Annotated in this window: 9 protein-coding genes; 1 reads left to right on the top strand and 8 read right to left on the bottom strand. The window is 63.9% G+C overall.

The window, feature by feature from the left end; genetic code table 11:
- Positions 1-4: 4 nt before the first annotated feature.
- The 5 genes from AB4X18_RS16265 to AB4X18_RS16245 all read right to left on the bottom strand — a co-directional run bounded on the left by AB4X18_RS16265 (position 5) and on the right by AB4X18_RS16245 (position 14,380).
- Positions 5-679, bottom strand: coding sequence for a 4'-phosphopantetheinyl transferase family protein (locus AB4X18_RS16265; RefSeq protein ID WP_370401073.1), 675 nt, complete (start codon positions 677-679; stop codon positions 5-7).
- A 4-nt stretch (positions 680-683) separates the two neighbouring features.
- Positions 684-5,201, bottom strand: coding sequence for a MupA/Atu3671 family FMN-dependent luciferase-like monooxygenase (locus AB4X18_RS16260; RefSeq protein ID WP_432816799.1), 4,518 nt, complete (start codon positions 5,199-5,201; stop codon positions 684-686).
- Positions 5,198-6,178, bottom strand: coding sequence for a glycosyltransferase family 2 protein (locus AB4X18_RS16255; RefSeq protein WP_370401071.1), 981 nt, complete (start codon positions 6,176-6,178; stop codon positions 5,198-5,200). The genes AB4X18_RS16260 and AB4X18_RS16255 overlap by 4 nt, the downstream gene beginning before the upstream one ends.
- A complete protein-coding gene (locus AB4X18_RS16250) occupies positions 6,175-12,645 on the bottom strand; it encodes a type I polyketide synthase (protein WP_432816798.1) in 6,471 nt (2,156 codons plus the stop codon). Before AB4X18_RS16250 ends, AB4X18_RS16255 begins: the two co-directional genes overlap by 4 nt.
- A gap of 301 nt (positions 12,646-12,946) precedes the next feature.
- Entirely contained in the window at positions 12,947-14,380 is a 1,434-nt protein-coding gene (locus AB4X18_RS16245) for a hypothetical protein (protein WP_370401070.1), read from the bottom strand.
- Between the two features lie 195 nt (positions 14,381-14,575).
- Here AB4X18_RS16245 and AB4X18_RS16240 point away from each other — a divergent pair, with 195 nt between their 5' ends.
- Entirely contained in the window at positions 14,576-15,328 is a 753-nt protein-coding gene (locus tag AB4X18_RS16240) for a WecB/TagA/CpsF family glycosyltransferase (protein ID WP_370401069.1), read from the top strand.
- Positions 15,329-15,333: 5 nt separating this feature from the next.
- Here the strand turns inward: AB4X18_RS16240 and AB4X18_RS16235 are convergent, their stop codons facing one another.
- The 3 genes from AB4X18_RS16235 to AB4X18_RS16225 form a co-directional block, all read right to left on the bottom strand.
- On the bottom strand, positions 15,334-16,275 hold the full coding sequence (locus AB4X18_RS16235; protein ID WP_370401068.1) for a glycosyltransferase: 942 nt from the start codon (positions 16,273-16,275) through the stop codon (positions 15,334-15,336).
- Positions 16,276-16,451: 176 nt separating this feature from the next.
- Positions 16,452-17,513: a diguanylate cyclase domain-containing protein gene (locus tag AB4X18_RS16230; RefSeq protein ID WP_370401067.1), complete on the bottom strand. Its 1,062-nt coding sequence runs from the start codon at positions 17,511-17,513 to the stop codon at positions 16,452-16,454.
- Between the two features lie 8 nt (positions 17,514-17,521).
- Complete coding sequence (locus AB4X18_RS16225; RefSeq protein ID WP_370401066.1) at positions 17,522-18,109, bottom strand: heme NO-binding domain-containing protein; 588 nt, start codon at positions 18,107-18,109, stop codon at positions 17,522-17,524.
- Positions 18,110-18,124 lie beyond the last annotated feature (15 nt).

Below are 18,124 nucleotides of genomic sequence, written 5' to 3'. Positions count from 1 at the left end.
CCATTCAAGAACCTGCGATCACAGACTGCCCAATCGTCACCCCGGTGACAAGGTGACCTTCCGCTTTGAGAAACCGACCCATGAGCATGTCTCCCTCTTCGAAAATGCCGGTGTCGGCGGTGAATGCCGCAGAAAACATGCCCATGGAGACGTCGACGAAAACATCGAAACGATGAAAGCCAAAGACCTCACGAGTGAGCGGATACTGCGCTTTGTAGGCGGCTTCCTTTGCGGAAAAAATGAGCTTTGCCCATGCCCCTTGCTCGGGTCCGGCAAACTGCGCAATCTCGGTTCCCGAACAGATCGTCGGGATCAGATCCTGCGCCAGCGGCGTGTCTTCCTCCACATCCAGCCCCAGCTGGGCACCGCTTTGACCCACCACAGCCAGACAGAGGGTCGACTTGTGGCTGATGCTGCCCTGCCAGCCCGCAGGCCAGATCGGCGCGCGGTCTTCGTCGGCAAGGATGGGTTGCGAATGCGAGACGCCTGTCAGATCCGCCATCGCCTGCCGCGCCATTGCGCGGCCTGCTGCGAACTCCTGCTGCCGCTTGGCGATGGCGCGGCCCAGATGAGCGGCCTCCTGCGGGTGCGGTCGGGGCTGGGGCGCGCGCGGATCGGTGCCGGCCACGGCCACCGGCGCGTCAAAAAGCGTTGCGACCGCCGCACAAAGTGTTGGCATCGCGTCAGGCACCTGTGCGGCTGCGGCGCATCTGGCGGCGTTTGGAGATCATCTCGGAGGCTGCGGGTGCCGGGGCGGTGGTGGCCTCGGGCGCGGGAACACTGCCCTTGTCCAGATGGCCCGCCAATGCGGCAAGGGTCGGGAAACGGAAGATGTCCGTGATCGACAGGCTGTCTGCGCCCAGTGCTGCACGGATGTCGCGATGGGCCTGCACCGCCAGCAGGGAATGCCCGCCCAGCGCAAAGAAGTTGTCCTCCCCCCGGATATCGCCGACGCCCAGCAGACCGGACCAGACCTGCGCGATGGTGGCTTGGGTGCCTGCCACCGGCGCGGCACCTGCGTCATCTGCAGGCGCTGCAGACCGCGTGGCGGGCGCAGGCAGTGCCTTGCGGTCGATTTTCTTGTTGGGTGTCAGCGGCATGGCATCGAGCCTGACAATCGCCGAAGGCACCATGATTTCCGGCAGATCGCGGGCCAGCGCCGCTTTCGCGGCCGCCACATCCACGGGTGCACTGGCAGTGACATATCCCACAAGCTGCGCACCGCCGGGGGCGTCACGGGCCACAACCACCGCTTCGCGGACCCCGTTCAGGGCGGCAAGTCTGGCTTCAATCTCGCCCAACTCGATACGATGGCCCCGGATCTTTACCTGTGCATCCGCGCGGCCCATGAAATGCAGGCGTCCCAGTGCGTCAAAGGCAACCAGATCGCCGGTGCCATAAAGCGTACCGGACCCGAAGGGGTTGTCGATGAACCGCTCCGCCGACATCTCCGGCCGCTGCCAGTAGCCTTGGGTGACACCCGCACCCCCGATCCACAACTCTCCTGCAACACCAATGGGTTGCACCGCCTTGTTCATGTCCAGAACATAAAGCTGCGTATTTGCAATCGCCGTCCCGATGGGGGCCGTGTTTCCCACGTCACCCTGCATCATCTGCGTGGTGGACCAGATTGTTGTTTCCGTCGGGCCGTACATGTTCTGAATGTCGCCGCCCAGACAATCGCGCAGCGCCGTGACCAACGCGCCGGGCAGCGCCTCGCCCCCGACCATCAGGTGTTTGACACGCCCAAGCGCCATCCGCGCTTCATCATTGGCGACCAGCATCTGCGCCATGGAAGGCGTGCATTGCAGATGCGTGACCCCATGGCGGATGATCTGTGCGGCCAGCGAATGATCATCCGCTGCCAGCCCCCCCGCCTTGTTGGTCAGCGCCAGCACTTCGGCAAGCGGTTTCAGCCCTTCCATGACGATCGAAGGATCAATGCCGTAATCAATCAGGCAGGCGACCTCATCCACGCCGATCCGTTTGAGCGCCTCGACCCGCGCCACGCCATCGGCCACCGTCCCGAACAGGCCGCTGTCGTTGAAATAGCGCTGGAAGGCGAATTCGAGGATCGCGTCCAGTTCTTCCTCGGACAGCCCTTCAAGGTCCAGATCGAAGGCGTTGGTTGTCCCTGCGGGGCGTTTGAACGCCGGGAACGCCCAGGCATATTGCTTGATCAGCGCGGCGGCGGCGCGCAGGTAGTCCTTCATCGGGCCGCGCGCGACCGCCTCGGCCTCATCCCGCGTGTCGGCCAGATAGCTGTGCAGCATCAGCGTCACGGTGAAATCCGCCGGGTTGTGGCCCGCATCGCGCAGGGCCTCGCGGTATATCTTGATCTTCTCCGCAACCTCGTCAATTGACTGGCCCAGCAGGTGTGTCAGCACGTTCGCGCCAATCTCCCCGGCCTCTTTCCACGTCTGGGGATTGCCGGCGGTTGTCACCCAGACGGGCAGGTCCTTTGACACCGGTCGTGGCTGCGTGACGACGCCGTGCATCTGGCCATCGGCGCGGGGGAATTCCACCGTCTCTCCCCGCCATAGGGCGCGCAGCTGTTCAATGGCCACATACATCGCCGGTTTGTTCTGTGGCGGCGTGTTTTCGGGGCGCAGCACGAAATCATCGGGCTGCCAGCCGCTGGCAATCGCAAGGCCCACGCGCCCATTCGTCAGGTTGTCGATGACGGCCCATTCCTCCGCGATACGCGCGGGATGGTGCAGCGGTGCCACGCAAGATCCTGCGCGCACGGCAAGGTTCTTGGTGACCGCAGCGACCGCCGCGCCGGTCACGGAGGGGTTCGGATAGGGCCCGCCAAAGGCATGAAAATGCCGCTCCGGCGTCCAGATCGCGTTGAACCCATGGGCATCGGCGAACTTTGCCCCTTCCAGCAGCAGTTCGTATTTCTTGGGGCCGACCCCGTCATCGTTGCCCCAATAGAACAGGTTGAAATCCATATGTTTGCCGCTGTCCACGATCGGCCCGTTCGACACCAAAGTGCGGCTTTCATCGCCTGCCAGCACCAGCTTGAAGCCCCGCGACAGGGTCCAGAACAGCTCCAGCACGGAGATGTCAAAGCTCAGGCTGGTCACCGCCAGCCAGACATCGCCGGTCTTGTGGTCAATCCGGTCATCCATGCCCGCAAAGAAATTCGCCACGTTGCCGTGGCTGACCATCACCCCCTTCGGCGTCCCGGTGGAGCCGGAGGTGTAGATCAGATAAGCCAGATCGTCGGGGCCGGAAACCGGGTCGGGATTGTCTTCCGGCGCGTCCGCTTGTTCCGAGCCGCCCAATTCAACCACCTGCGCCTGATGCGCAGGCAGGCTGCCGACCAACCCGCTTTGCGTCACGATGACGGGCGTCGCGCTGTCGGTGATGTAATGCGCAATGCGGTCTGCGGGATAAGCCGGGTCCAGCGGCACATAGGCGCCCCCCGCCTTCAGGATGCCCAGCGTCCCGATCAGCAGGTCAATGCCGCGCGCGGTGTAGAGCCCCACGGGCGTGCCCGCCACGACCCCCTTGGCGCGCAGCACATGCGCCAGCTGGTTGGCGCGCGCGTTCAAGGCGGCGTAGGTCAGGCTGTCGCCTTCGCACGCCAGCGCCTCCGCATCCGGCGTCGCAGCAACCTGCGCTTCAAACGCGGCGTGGATCGTGCCGCGGTCAAAGTCCCGTGCCGTTTCGTTCCATCCTGCCAGCAGCGCGGTTTCGCTGTCCGGCAAAGCCCAAAGCGCGCCGCACGTCCGGGCGTCCTGCGCCGCGAAGGCCGCGTTCAACCGCGCGGCAATCAACCCCGCGCTGGCGGCATTGATCCGGGCGTCGTGATGCAGAAATGCGCCCTTTTCGGTCAGGCAAACGGTCACTGCAGCTTCCCCCAGCGGCGCATCCGTCAGGCTGATCGCAACCTCTGGTGCCGCATGGTCGATTTCGGGATCACGCAGGGGCAAATCATGTGCGAAACCAGTGCTTTGTGCGGCAGTCTCAAGTTGCCCTGCGATGGAGGTACAAATCGCTTCAACGGCGGTATCTTCCGTCGCCTCAACGCCCAAGGGCAGCCAAGGCGCGGCAAAGCCTGCCCCATCATGGGTCAGGGCAACGCGCCCCCGTTCCATGCCAACCGCCCGCAGCAGGACAACCGCGGCCAGCGCAACGGCGGTGTCCCTGTGCGCGGGCGCCCCTTCCAGCGGGATGCGCCCGCTTTCAGTACCTGCCGACATCAGCGGACAGGGCAGCGGATCAAAACTGCGAAGGACCTGCCGCCACCGGGGTTCTTCCTTCGCATCGGGCAACGGTGGCTGTTCTGACATCAGGGTCATGCCGGGGGTCAGCACCGTTGTTGCATCAACGGGCATCCCTTCAAGATCGGTCAATCGCGACAACCGAACCGGGGTGCTGCCGGTGCCGACCGTCACACGTTCTGCCGTGACCTCACCCACCTGCCCGGCGTCCAGTGCCCCGTCGGCAGCGGCAATACCGCCTACGCGCAAAACCCGGCCACCTGCGCACAGCTTGGCCGTCGTCAACGGGTTCCAGTAGTCCCCGAAATCAAGCCCCCGCACGGTGGCGGACAGCACGTCCGCGCGGGCGGAAAAATCCAGAAACCCGCCCCCCTCAGGCCGATCATCGCGCGCAAAATACGCGCGTTGGCTCAGGTCCTGCGGCTGGCGCGTGACCGCACCGCTTTCCAACTGCGCAAGAACGTCGGCAAAGCTTTCCATCCCGGCGGCATAGCATTTGGAATTCAGGCTGAAGGCGGTTTCATCCGCCGCAATCTCGATCTCGCGGGTGGCGATCAGGTCGCCTTCGTCAACGCCGCCTTCGATCATGTGCCAGCTGATGCCGTGGGTGGCGTGGCCGCGCAGGATGGCCCAGGCAGGCGTGTTCAGCCCCGCCATCTGCGGCAACGGCCCGTCGTGAAAATTCACCGCACCTTTGCCTGCCAGCGCCAAAGCCGCCTCCGGCACCATGGCAAGGTTGGCAATGCTCAAAAACCAATCGGCCTGCGCGCCCGCAGTGATCAGCGCCTGCGGGGTCGGATGTACCGTCAGCCCCTGCCCTTCGGCCCAGCCTTGCACCGTCGCGTCGTTCGAAACGACAGCCGCAATGTCATGCCCCCCCGCCAGCAGCATGTCACCACAGGCAATCGTGAGCGATTCCTGCCCCATCAGCAGAACGGTCAGGGGGGCGGCATTGAAAGGCGCAGTCATGGTGTATCCTCCGATACGGAACGGCGTGACGTGAGGCCCAGACCATGGGCCAAAAGGTCACGTAGGAAATGCGCGGGATCATCCGGCGCACGGCCCTTCAACGCGCAGCGCAAGCGGTGGATCAAACCGCCCGTCACATGCGCCCCAAGGGCAGCCGCCGCGTAAAGGCGACCGTGGTTCTTCACGAAATAATGACGGCGCGACGCATACCAATAGGGCGGCATTCGTTGCCATTCCTTCATGCCCGTCGACACGGATCCGATGTGCACCACCCGCGCTTCAGGAACGTACCAGCCTTCCCAGCCCGCCCGCGCCGCGCGTTTGCACAGGTCCGTTTCCTCGAAATACAGGAAGAATGTCTCATCAAACAGGCCGACCTCGTCCAGCATCCTGGCCCGCATCAAGACGCTGGCCCCGGCCACCCAATCCATTCGGGTGGCTTGCGAGGGCAAAGGCGGGGCCACGATCGAGCTACGCAAGAGGCGCGAGAAGACCCCGGTGCGCGCAGCCCCTTCGAATTCACCGCTGATCGACGGGAAGCGAAAGGCGGTCACATGGGGCGCATCGTCTTCCCCGCGCACATGGCTGCCGGCAAAGCCCGCTTGGCCGTGGTCCTGAAGGTGCCGCAGCAGGGTGGGCAGGCATCCGGGATCGGGGAAGGCATCGGAATTCAGCAGATAGAAGAAGTCGGGCGCGCTGCCATCGCTCATCCGCATGCGCAGACCAATGTTGTTGCCCGCACCGAAACCGCCGTTCACCTGCGAACAGACAAGGCGCACCCGGCCCCCCTTGTCCCAGCCGCGCGCCGCAATCTGATCGGCCAGCACCGCCGCCGATCCGTCGCCGGAAGCATTGTCGATGATCACCATTTCCGCGCCCTGCGGCATGTCGGCCAGACCCGCTTCGGCGGCGCGCAAGGTCATCTGCGCGGTGCGGAAATTCAGCACGATCACCAGAATGCGGGGCGTGCGTGTCATTCCGCCGCCGCCGCAGGTTTCGTCCACGCCGCTGCGTCCCCGGTGCCAAGGGCTGCCGCGATCACTTCGCGCAACTCCTGCGCCAGGACCGTCACATTGGGGGCAAGCACCATGCTTTCGTGGTTGCCCGGCACTTCGATCACCTGCAAGTGCGGCGCATAACGGGTCCAGTCATTGTCGGGCAGGACATATTCCTTCTCCGCGCTGACCCATGCCCCGCCAGAGACCTTCCAGTGCCGGTCCAGCGGCGGGCGGAACAGCGTCAGCGGCCCGTCCCAGTCCGGCGTGCGGTAGCTGCCGACCGCCTTGAGGAACGCGCCCTGTATCTTGAGGTTGTTGAATTCCGCCCCCGGTGCGGCCTCCGCTGCGCGAATGGCATCGTGGAAGTTACCCGTTTGCCACGCCCGCCGCGCCCGCCACCATTCAATCAGGTATCCCGGACCCTTGGTCCGGAATTCTGCAATTTTGATCAACGCCTTGTCGCGCCTTGTTAAAGTCGGTCGAACAGGCAGGGGCGTGTCCAGAAGCGCCACCACGGCAACCTCATCCCCCGCCGCGTGCAATTGCTGCGCCATTTCATAGGCCGTCACGCCACCGCCCGAATACCCAGACAGCAAATAGGGGCCTTCGGGCTGCACGCGCTTGATCTCTGCCAGATAGTCCCGTGCGGCGGCAGACACATCCTCGTGCGGGGTGGCATCCCCGATCAGGCCGCGCGCCTGCACGCCGTAGACGGGCCTTTCAGCGCTGAAGGGCAAGGCCAGATGGCGCAGGTTCAACACGTTGCCGAACATGCCCGCCACAATGAACAGGGGTGCTGCCGCTTTCTGATCGCTCTGGTTCAATGGCACAAGGAATTCGAACGGTTCGGGGGCCACTCCCCCCTCCTCGGGCGCATCCCCGGTCTCTCCGGTCTGGGCGGCGATCAGGGCGGCGCACTTGGCAATCGTCGGGGCCTCGAACAGGACGGAAATCGGGAATTCGACCTTGAAGTCCCGCTTTACGCTGGCAAAAAGCCGCACTGCGATGAGCGAATGACCCCCGAGATCAAAGAAACTGTCTTCAACGCCGACCGGGTGCACGCCCAAAAGGTTTTCCCACAGCGCGGCAAGGCGTTCCTCAACCCCGTTGCGCGGCGCAACGAATGACCCGTCCAGATCGGGCCGTTCAAAGCTTTGCCCCGCCGACACCGCCGCCCCAATTGGCTGACCGGCATCCGCAATCAGGCCGTTGATCGGCAGGGAGGACACCATGACCTGTGGCAGGCCCAGTGCCAGCGCCCGGTTCAGCGCCTCTGGCCCTTCGTCGGCGCGTATGCCCTGGCTGACCAGATAGGCAAGCCGTTCTTCGGCTGGTGTCAGTGCTGCGGCGTCGGCCGCTGCATCGTTGAACCGCACTTCTGCTTCGGTCAGCGGTGCAATCGCGGCAAACCCGCTTTCAAGCCGCTTCATCGCGAAATCGCGCACCTCCACCAGCACAGTGCCATCCGCATCCGTCAGCGTGGCATCAAAGCGCGCGAACCCGTCACTGCTGTCGCCGGGCGACAGCCGCACCCAGGATCGCACATCGGCAGGCAACGGCGCGTAAACGCGGATCAGCCCGTAAGATACCGGCACCCACAGGTTTTTCGCCTCGTACCCCGGCACCAATCCGATGGCCCAGCCGGTGGCAAGGTCCATCAGGCCGGGGTGCAAAAGATGGCCCGCCGCCAGATCCTCCTGCGCCGCCTCCGGCAGCGTCAGGGTGGCCAGCCCCTCGGTGGTGCCAAGGCGCTGGTCGGCCAGCACGTGCCAGCGCGGCCCGAAATCAAGATGCGCCTCTTGCGGGGATTTGAGCCGCGCGGCGTCTGTCGATGTCTGAACCGGGCCGCAGCGGGCGGCGATGGCTTTCAGATCAAGCGGTGCGGGTCGGGTATCGGTCAGCGGTGTGATCAGAGCCTGTGCGTGCAGCTGCCAGCCCGCCACGCCGTTCAGGACGCAATCGCTGCGCATCTCCGCAGCGTATCCCGCGCCGTCCTTGCGCAACGTCACCTGCATCTGCCGTGCCGCGCCATCGGCCACGGGCATCGCGCGCAGGAAATAAAGGTCCTGAAGGTCAAAGCCCCCGGTCATGCCCTGGGTCTGCGCCGCTTCGGCCAGCGCTTCGATATAACCGGTACCCGGCATCACCGCTTGTCCGTCTTTGGTGCGGTGCTGGTCCAAAAGCCAGTCCTGCGTGGACAACGGCGCGGTAAACACCGTCTCTCCGCCTGTTTCGCCTGCGACGTCGCGCAGGGTCGGCGTACCGATTGCGCGCGGCGGCAGCACATCGCTGGCCCCGGCCCCAAGGGCCGCCGCCGCCATGCCAACGTCCGACCAGATGCCCCAGTTCACCGCGACGACCCGCGTCTTGCCGCCGCGCCGCGCCTGCGCGAAGGCATTGAGCCATGCGTTCGCGGCGACATAATCCACCTGCCCCGCACCGCGCGTCGCGGTGGAGGTAGAGGAAAACAGCACCAGCAGTTCGATCGCCCCATCGGGCAGCAGTTGATCCAGCACCCGCAGCCCCTGGACCTTTGGCGCAAGTACCGCTTCGATGCCCGCATCGATCTTGCCCAGCATCGGTGCATCGTCCAGCACACCGGCGGCGTGAATCACCCCGGTCAGCCCGCCGTCAAGCGCCTGCAAATCATCCACCACCCGGCGCATCTGCGCGAGGTTCGCCACATCGCCCTGCGCAATGCCGACCGATCCGCCGTTGGCTGCGGCCCGTTCTTCCAGCCGCATCACGGCCCCCAGACGGCGCGCCAGCCGGTCGGTTGTGCCCCGGGCGGCGATATAGGCGTCCCATTGGTCCCGCGGCGGCAGTGGATCACGGCTCAGCAGGATGACGTTGGCCCGGTGCCGCGCAATCAGGTCGGCGGCAAGCGTCTGGCCAATGCCGCCAAATCCACCCGTAATCAGATACCGCCCGTCCGCGCGGAAGGCCGCCGCGGATTCCTCCGGCAGCGGCAAGGAACGATAAGTCAATTCAAATCGCTTCTCCCCCCGGTGCGCCGCAATTGTGTTGGCGGGCCGCGCCAGCATTTCCTCCAGCAGCAGGTCGGTATGATCAACCGGCGCCGCCTCCGAATCCTTGGCCTTGAACCACCCGCTGTCAGGGGCCGCAGGTGTGACAGCTTCAAGATCCACCTGTGCGGCCGTTATGCCGGGCAGTTCACGGGCAACCACCCCCACCGGCCCCGCGATCAGTGCCTTTTCAGGATGGATCAGCCCCGTCCCGCCTGCTGCCGTCGCGCCGGTGGTGAACACGGACAGGTGCAGCGGCGCGTCCCTGCCCGCTTCGATCAGGGCCTGAGACAACCACGTCAGGCTCCAGAACCCCTGCTCCAGATTGCGGTCAAAACCGCTGCTGCCGGGGCGCGGTGCGGCGGCATCATCCGCGAGCCAGAAATGCGCGATGCGGTCGGGGAATGCCATGTCATCTGTGCCCAGCGCGGCGACAAGCTGGTCATAGCCCCCGCGTCCCTGTTCGGGTGCAAGGGTGAAGCGGTCCGGCCCGGTCTGGCCAAAGGCGTCGCCTGCAATCACCTCGACCACCCGGTGCCCCGCCGCGCGCAGGCGCGCCATCACGGGTGCCGCCAGCCCTGACGTATCTGCGAAGATCAGCCAATTGAGGGGGCTTTGCGCAAGGTCGGCCCCCACATCAAGGTCAATCTCCGCATAGCACGGCTTCCAGAAAGGCTGCGCGCCCCAATCGGTCATGTCGTCCTGACGGACCAGTGCGGGCGCGTCTGCCGCCGCCGCTTTTTGCGCGCCCGGCTCAATAAAATAGCGGCTGCGCTGGAAGGCATAGGTCGGCAGCACCACGCGATTGCGCCGCGCCTCCCCCCAGATCTGCGACCAGTCGGCTTCGACTCCGCAGGCCCAGAGCCGCCCGATCACGCCGATGAAATAGGCGTCATCGGCCATCGCATGCTCCGGATGCCGCAGGGTGGAGATCACCTGACCGGCGGCGACCCCGTCTGTCATCTGCGCCAGCGAACTCAGCGCGCGGCCCGGCCCCACTTCAAGAAACACACGTTTACGCGGTGCCGCCAGCGTCGCCATGCAGTCACCAAAGCGCACGGTGTTGCGCAACTGGCCCACCCAGTATTCAGGGTCCGTCGCCTCCGATGCGGTGATCATCTCTCCGCTGCGGTTGGACACGAAGGGCATTTGCGGCGCCTGCAGGTCTAGCGCGGTCAGAAACGTGCGATACCGGTCAAGGATCGGCGCCAGCATCCGACTGTGCGCGGCGATGTCGATCGCAACGCGCTGATGTTCGATCTCCGCCGTGTCCAACCGGGCGGCCATCGCGTCCAGCGCGTGTTGCGGGCCGGAGACGGCAATCAGTTCGGGTGCGTTGATGCTGGCGATGTCCAGATCATCGCCCAACAGCCGCTCAATTGCGCTGAGCGGTGCGGAAATGCTGAGCATGCCACCGGCAGGCACTTCGTCAAAGAGCCGCCCGCGCAGCAGCACCAGATCAATGAGGTTCTCGAACGTCATCACACCCGCCAGACAGGCGGCGACGTTTTCGCCCATGGAATGACCCACCATTGCAGCGGGTTTCACGCCCCACGACATCCACAGTTGCGCCAGCGCATATTCGACAATCGCAATCAGCGGCAGTTGCACGGATGGTTGTTTCAGCCGTTCGGTCGCGGCGTCTTGCGCCGCCGCTTCAGGCAGCCAGATCGCGCGAATGTCGTAATCAAGTTGTGGTTCAAGATGGCTGAGCCCCTTGTCCATCCATTCGGCAAAGACCGGTTCCGTCTCGTACAGATCGCGCGCCATGCCCGCGAACTGCGCCCCGCCGCCGGGGAACATGAAGACCACTTCGGGGTCGGTGCCCAGCGCCTCGTGGGTGAAGACGCGGCGGGTATCGCCCTGTTCCAGCAAGTCCGCCGCTTCCGCATGGGTTTCCGCCACCACGACGCGGCGCTTGTCGAACCCGTGCCGCCCGTTCTTGAGGGTAAAGGCGACGTCCGCAAGGGGCTGTTCCGGATGCGCGCGCAGGTGCGCGGCAAGGGCCGCGGCATTGCCATCGAGCGCGGCCTTGCTGTGGCCGGAGATGCAGAGCACATGAAAAGGCCAGTCGCTTTGTTCTGATGCTGCGCGGTCGGGGGCCTCTTCAAGGATCATGTGGGCATTGGTACCGCCCACGCCCAGCGCGTTCACCGCCGCCCGCCGCGGCGTTTTGCCCGCCGCCCAGTCATGCAGCGTCTCGTTCACGCGGAACGGGCTGCCTTCAAACGGGATGGCCGGGTTCGGCGCTTCATAGCCAAGCGAAGGCGGGATTTGTTTGTGGTGCAGCGCAAGGACTGCCTTGGCCAACCCGGCCACGCCCGCCGCCGTGTCCAGATGGCCGATGTTGGTCTTGACCGACCCGATGCGGCAGAAGTCGCTGTCCTGCGTGCTTTGACGGTAGGCTTCGGTCAGCGCCGCGACCTCGATCGGGTCCCCCAGATAAGTGCCCGTGCCGTGGCATTCGATCATCCCGATGGAGCGTGCGGGCACATCGGCATCTTGCAGCGCCCGCGCAATCGCCTGCGTCTGGCCATCCACCGACGGTGCCAGGTATCCCGCCTTGGCCGCCCCGTCATTGTTCACCGCGGAGCCCTTGATGACCCCCCAGATCGGATCGCCATCGGCCAGCGCATCGTCCAGCCTCCGCAAGGCAACCGCGCCCGCGCCCGACCCGAAGACCGTTCCTTGCGCCCGGTGATCAAACGCATGGCAATGACCGTCGGGCGACAGGATCTCGTTCTCCTTGAACAGATACCCGCGCCCCTGTGGCAATTCGATCGTCACCCCCCCCGCCAGCGCCATGTCGATCTCCCCCGCGCGCAGGGCGGCACAGGCATAGTGGATCGCCACCAGCGACGTCGAACAAGCCGTTTGCAGGCTGATCGACGGACCTTTCAGGTCGAACACATGGCTGACGCGGGTCGACAGGAAATCCTTGTCGTTGCCGGTATGCCGCAGCAGGAACATGCCCACGTCATCCACCAATTCAGGGTTGGAGCAGATGTTGAAATAGAAATAGCTGCCCATGCCGCAGCCCGCATAGACACCGATGGGCCCCGCCACGCTTTCGGGCGGGCGGCCTGCCTGCTCCATCGCTTCCCAGGCGGTTTCAAGGAACTTGCGGTGCTGCGGGTCGAGAATCGCGGCATCCTTGGGCGAGAAGCCAAAGAACTCCGCATCGAAGGTGTCGAAACCCTCCAGCACCGCAGCGGCGGGCACGTAATTCTTGCGGGCGATGTTTTCGGGGCTTTCACCAGCGGCCAGCAGTTCTTCATCCGACAGGCGGCGGATGCTTTCAACGCCCCCCTTCAGATTTGCCCAATAGGCATCCACGCTTTGCGCGCCTGGCAAATTGACGGCCATACCGACAATCGCGATATCCGCGCCGGCGCCCCGACGGTTTTCGATCCTATCCATTGTCCCCAAATCGGAGCGTACCGCTTAAAACACCCGGGTCCGCCCCTTCCACTCAAATGGCGTTACAACTTTATCCTATAAACAAGGCAATAACGCCAACAATGTGCCATTTCGAGATGTATTTCGCAAATGCCCGGTTTTTCTTTCTGTACTGTTGACCCAACGGAAGAAATTGCGGGTTTTTGTCCTGTTTATCCGCGATTCAGTACCCTGCAATCAAATGCATCTGCGCGCCCGCGTCCCCATGCTTCAGTCAGATCGGGCACGCGCGGCTGGCAGGTTTCAACCGGTGATGGATGCCCTAGACATCCGCCCGGCCCAGTACCGCACTGCGCAGATCGTGGCGCGGGGGGCGGGCATATCGGGGCATGCATCTTTCCGCATGTCCCAGCACCGCCCCGGCACAAAGCCAGGTCATCGGCGTCAGTGTCGCATTGATCAGCATGTCAATCATCGTCACCCCCAGGATCAGGCAAAGCGGCGCCACGTAGAGTGACAGCGGCACATCGCGATTCTTGCGAATGTAGACCGCCATCAGCGCAAGCGGCAGCGCAAGCAATCCGAATTCACAGACGTACCCCAGCCACCCGAAGGTCCCGAAGACGATGATCCAGCGGCCATCGGGAATGGACAGTATCATACCCGTCTCTGGGTTGCGGATAAGGCTACGGCCCCAGCCGCCCCATCCGAACCACGGCTTGTCTGCGGCCCGTTCCAGCAAGACTTCCTCGTTCGCGAACCTGAACCCCAGCGAATGCGCGCGTTCGGCCGAAATAGCCTGCGCCTGTTCGACCAGCGACCAGACCGGCACGACGCCAATGTTGCGCAACATGGGGTACACCACCGCAATGGTCCCGAACACCAACGCGAGGCGGATCATCATCCGATGTGAGGCAAGCAGGATTACCGGCGTCAGCGCCAACCCATAGATGATCGCCGCGGCGGATTTGCACAGCATCAGCAGCAGGAAGATATAAACCGCGAACCCATAAAGGCGCAGCTTCTCCGGCCGCGGCGTTGCCCGTGCCAGCGCCGTGGCGGCCATCAGCGCCGTGCACACGAACAGCGCCAGCCACAGCCCGTGAGGCAGGAAAACGATGGGCCGGAACCCCCCACCCCGCATGGTCTGCGAAAAGTCATGCTGGAAAAAGCCGTAGACCCATGTGTTGATCTGCGGGCTCAGCCGGATTTCGATCAGGGACGGGATTGAATAGATCAGTCCGCCCACCATCAGCGCCAACAGTATTTCCCGCAGCCCGTCTTCGGTCGACAGGAATTGACGCGCCAGCAGGAAGGGCACAAGGATCAGGATCTGCCCGATCAGGACAGATCCGATATCCCGCACCGTCTGTCCCGGCAGGGCATCGACCTGAAACACAATGGGATCCGCATTGCCCAGCACCTGAAAGATGATCGGATCGCCGTTGGTCAGCGTCGTGGGCACCGTGCACAGGATGAACCCCGCCACCAGCCATTGCGCCGCACGGGACGCGGGCCACAGATCGACCTTCTGCTTGAGCACCAGCGTAAGGATCAAAAGCACGCTCAGGTTCGGAATGGTGACCTTGTCCATCCCCGGCACCAGTGGCAGATCGAACGTCGCCAGCGGCGGCAGGATCAGATAGCCGCCCAGGATTGACCAGATCAGCGCGCGCTCCAGCTTGAGCCGTCTGAAAAGGAACAGACAGACAAGCGGCCAGAGGGCCAGCACCAGATATGCAAGTGCATTGGGCATCGTCAGACTTTCGCGCGCCTTTCGTCAGTTCGTGTTTTTATCATCTGGCTTCGCGCATGTCATCCCGGTAGATTGGTAGAGCAACCGTTTTCAAGCATATCAAGTCCTTTGTAAGTCATTAATATGAATACCTATTGTTCAATTTTCCCCTTGTTGATCTGCCCAGTGGCGGACCAGAATCCGGCGGGTCACTGAATGAAATTCGGAAAGGGCAGTTCCAGCATTGATGTAAATGTCGCCACGCGGGCGGCATTGTTTCACGAAGTGACGCAAAGGCTGGCGGCGCGCGACGGATTCGCACTGGCCACGTTGAACCTCGATCATCTGAGCAAATTGCCGGAAAACGCTGTCTTTGCCGAAGCCTACAAAGCCCATGATCTGGTGGTCGCGGACGGGCGGCCGATTGTCTGGATGTCCCAGATCGCGCATCAGCCGCTTGAACTGATGCCCGGTTCGGACATGATCGTGCCGCTTTGTGAACTGGCGGCCCGGTCGCATGTGTCGGTCGCCCTGATCGGCAGCAGCGATGAGGCCCTTTCGGGGGCCGCCGCGGCCCTGTGCCACAAGGTCAGCGGTCTGGAAGTCGCCTTTACCCATGCACCGCCTTACGGTTTCGAGCCCACCGGCGATGCAGCCGATGCGATCTTTGCCGATCTCGCGGCCAGCGGCGCGGGCTTGTGTTTTATCGCGCTCGGCGCGCCCAAGCAGGAGATTTTTGCCGCACGGGGGCGCACACAGGCCCCGGAGATTGGATTTGCGTCAATCGGGGCGGGGTTGGATTTTCTGTCGGGCCATCAGGTACGCGCCCCCAAAATCATGCGGATGCTGGCGCTGGAATGGCTGTGGCGCGCGGCGCAAAGCCCCCGGCGGATGATCCCGCGCTATGCCAAGTGCTTTGCCATCCTGCCGGGCCTCTTCGTGGAAGCGTTTCAACTGCGCAGGCAATAGCGGCGCTATTTGTATTCGATCAGTTCCGCCTGCCCGCGCCATCGCGCGATGTTGAAACGCACGACCCCCGCCGCTTCGGCGAATTTGCCCAATACGGTCAGCACGCCGTAAGCCCAGCCCCTGCGCAGCCCCAGCCGCAGCATCTGGGCAGGATAGGCCAGCAGCAGCACAAGGCCGGCAGGGCCGGTCAACGCGACGGCGACAAGGATCGCCAGCGGCAGGCCAATCCCCCAAAGCACCGCGCGGCGGGTCTCCCGGACCCATTGCCGCTCTGGCGGGCCGCCGTGCAGGGCCGACACCTCGGCAAAGGCATGCCCGGCCCGCTTGTTGCGTCGCCACCATTGATTGAAACGGTGCATGTCCGCGTCATGCCATGTCATTTCCGCATCCAGCCGCCACACCTGCCATCCGGCCTGCCGCAACCGCAGGCAAAGCTCCGGTTCTTCGCCGGCAATCAGTGTGTCGCGGTATCCGCCGACCGCGTGCAATGCCGCCATCCGCATCATCGCATCGCCACCACACGCCGCGGCCGCCCCCACGGGTGTATCCCATTCGGCATCGATCAGGGCATTATAGACCGATGCATGTGGTGCCCGTTCCCGCCTGCGGCCACAAACAACCGCGACGCGCGGGTCCGCATCCAGATGGGCGCGGGCGGCTTCGATCCAGCCGTCCCGCAACACGCAATCGCCATCCAGAAACTGGACATAGGTCACATCATCGCCCAGTGCTGCCACCCCGGCATTGCGTGCCCGCGCCGCGGTGAAGGGCCGCGTCATATCAAGGGCAATCACCTGTGCGCCGCAGTCCTTGGCGCGGGTGATGGAGCCGTCCGTCGATCCGCTGTCGATATAAACGACCCGGTCCACCTGCCCTTGCAACGCGTCCAGACAAGCCTGAAGCCGGACCCCTTCGTTGCGGCCAATCACAACCGCCGCAATGCTCATCCCGCACCTGCGCACGGTGCGGGATGGGGGATCACGACGCCTGCAGCCCGCGCGCCAAGGTCAAGCACGGGGCAAAAGGACCAGCGGCCCGGATCATGCAAGAGGCATCTCATGCGCGCCTGATACGACAGGGGCGCATCTGCGTCCATCCTCTTGCCCGGGTCTGGCGTATGCGTTCAGACCCGCGCGCCGCGCCCACCCGATTGACTTGCGATGCCGGATCTGGTGCGCAAGTCCTTGGTATAGATCGTCTGCTGTGCGCGACCGGCCCGTTTGGACGCGTAAAGCGCGATATCGGCATCATCCAGAACGCCTGCGACACTTGGCTTTTCGCCCTTCTCGATCCAGACGGTGCCGATGCTGGCGGAAACCTTGCAGGTCTGACCCTCGAACAGGATCGGTTCTTCGATGCGGTCGATGATGCGGCGGGCGATCTGGCGCAGAATATCCTCTGCCTTGACCTGCGGCAGAAGGATGGTGAATTCATCGCCCCCTTCGCGCACGACAACGTCACTGTCGCGGGTTTCCTCCAGCATCACCTGAGCGACCTTGCGCAGCACATGATCGCCCGCCGCATGACCGTAGGTGTCATTGACCGCCTTGAAGTAATCAAGGTCGATCCGCATCACAGCAAAGGGCGCGCGCCCCTCCACCAGCACGTCCAGCACCTGATCGAGCGCGCGGCGGTTCTTCAGCCCCGTCAGCGTGTCGGTGGTCGCCGCTTCCTCTGCCACCGTCTTGGCACCCTGCAAACGCAGGTTCAGCTTGCGCGACGCCTCCATCGCGGCGGTTTTCGCCTCGATCAGGTACAGCATCTCGATCGCGAGGTCGGTGGCGGCAAAATCGGCGTTGGTCAGGGCGAAATCCCGCACCCCGTCGACCACTGAAATGCCGAACGACAGATTGACGACCAATGTCCCCGCCACCGGGTCCATCGGCACCACAACCCCCTTCAGTGCCGTCCGTGGTGGGTGCCGCAGTGCCAGATGCAGCTTCATCCCCCCATCGGACAGAAGATCCGCCATGGCGGTGACACCCCGGGGCCGCTTGAGGCGAAATACGTCCAGAAAGGCACTGCCCCGCAGGTCGGAGGGGGCCATCATCTTGCACAGCGTCGGTCCTGCATGGGTGATGATGCCTGTGTCATCCACGATCAGATGCATCGGGCACAGCACATCCAGTACATCGGGCTCCGGTGCTTGCCTGCGGCCCTGCGGGGGCCGGATCGGAGGCGTCACGGGCGCATTCATTCCACTGACGCCCCCAGCGCAAAATGGCGCCCTTCGGCAAAGTCCGGTTCCACCAATTGGATGGTGATGGTTTCGCGGCCCCGGGCAAGGCCACAATGCTCCAACACGGCGAGCGTGCCATAGTCATCTGCCATCCCCCGCAGAACACCCAGCATCACATGGCCATATCCGCTGATCGGCGTTTCGCAGATCAGGTTGAACTGGCCGTCGTTGTGGGCGTGCAGCTCAAGCGATGGCAAGACAAGATCCGGCACTGCCAGCCGCACCCGATCCGGCAGATCGTCCAGCGAATGCAAAAAATCTTCAAAATCGACGCCGCCGAAGCGCAGCAGGCGGCGCACCCCTTCCAGCGTCGGATGAGAGACCAGATAGGTGCCAAAATCCTCAAGCAATTCGCCACGGGGTCGGGCCAGCACCTTGCACATCGCCACCAGCACCCGTGGCGTCAGCCGCTCCTTGTATTTCAGCATCCCCTCGAAATCGACGAAGTTCAGTTGCGCGGCAAGGGTCACGTCGATCCAGCACTGCCGACCGTAGCAATCGCATACGAAATTCTGAATGCTGCGATTGATCAAACCATGCATCGACTGCGTTCTCCC

This window comes from Sulfitobacter rhodophyticola, assembly GCF_041281685.2.
In the GTDB taxonomy this organism is placed as follows: Bacteria; Pseudomonadota; Alphaproteobacteria; order Rhodobacterales; family Rhodobacteraceae; genus Sulfitobacter.
Note: the sequence above shows the minus strand (reverse complement) of the source record. Positions and strands in the feature narration are given on the sequence as shown.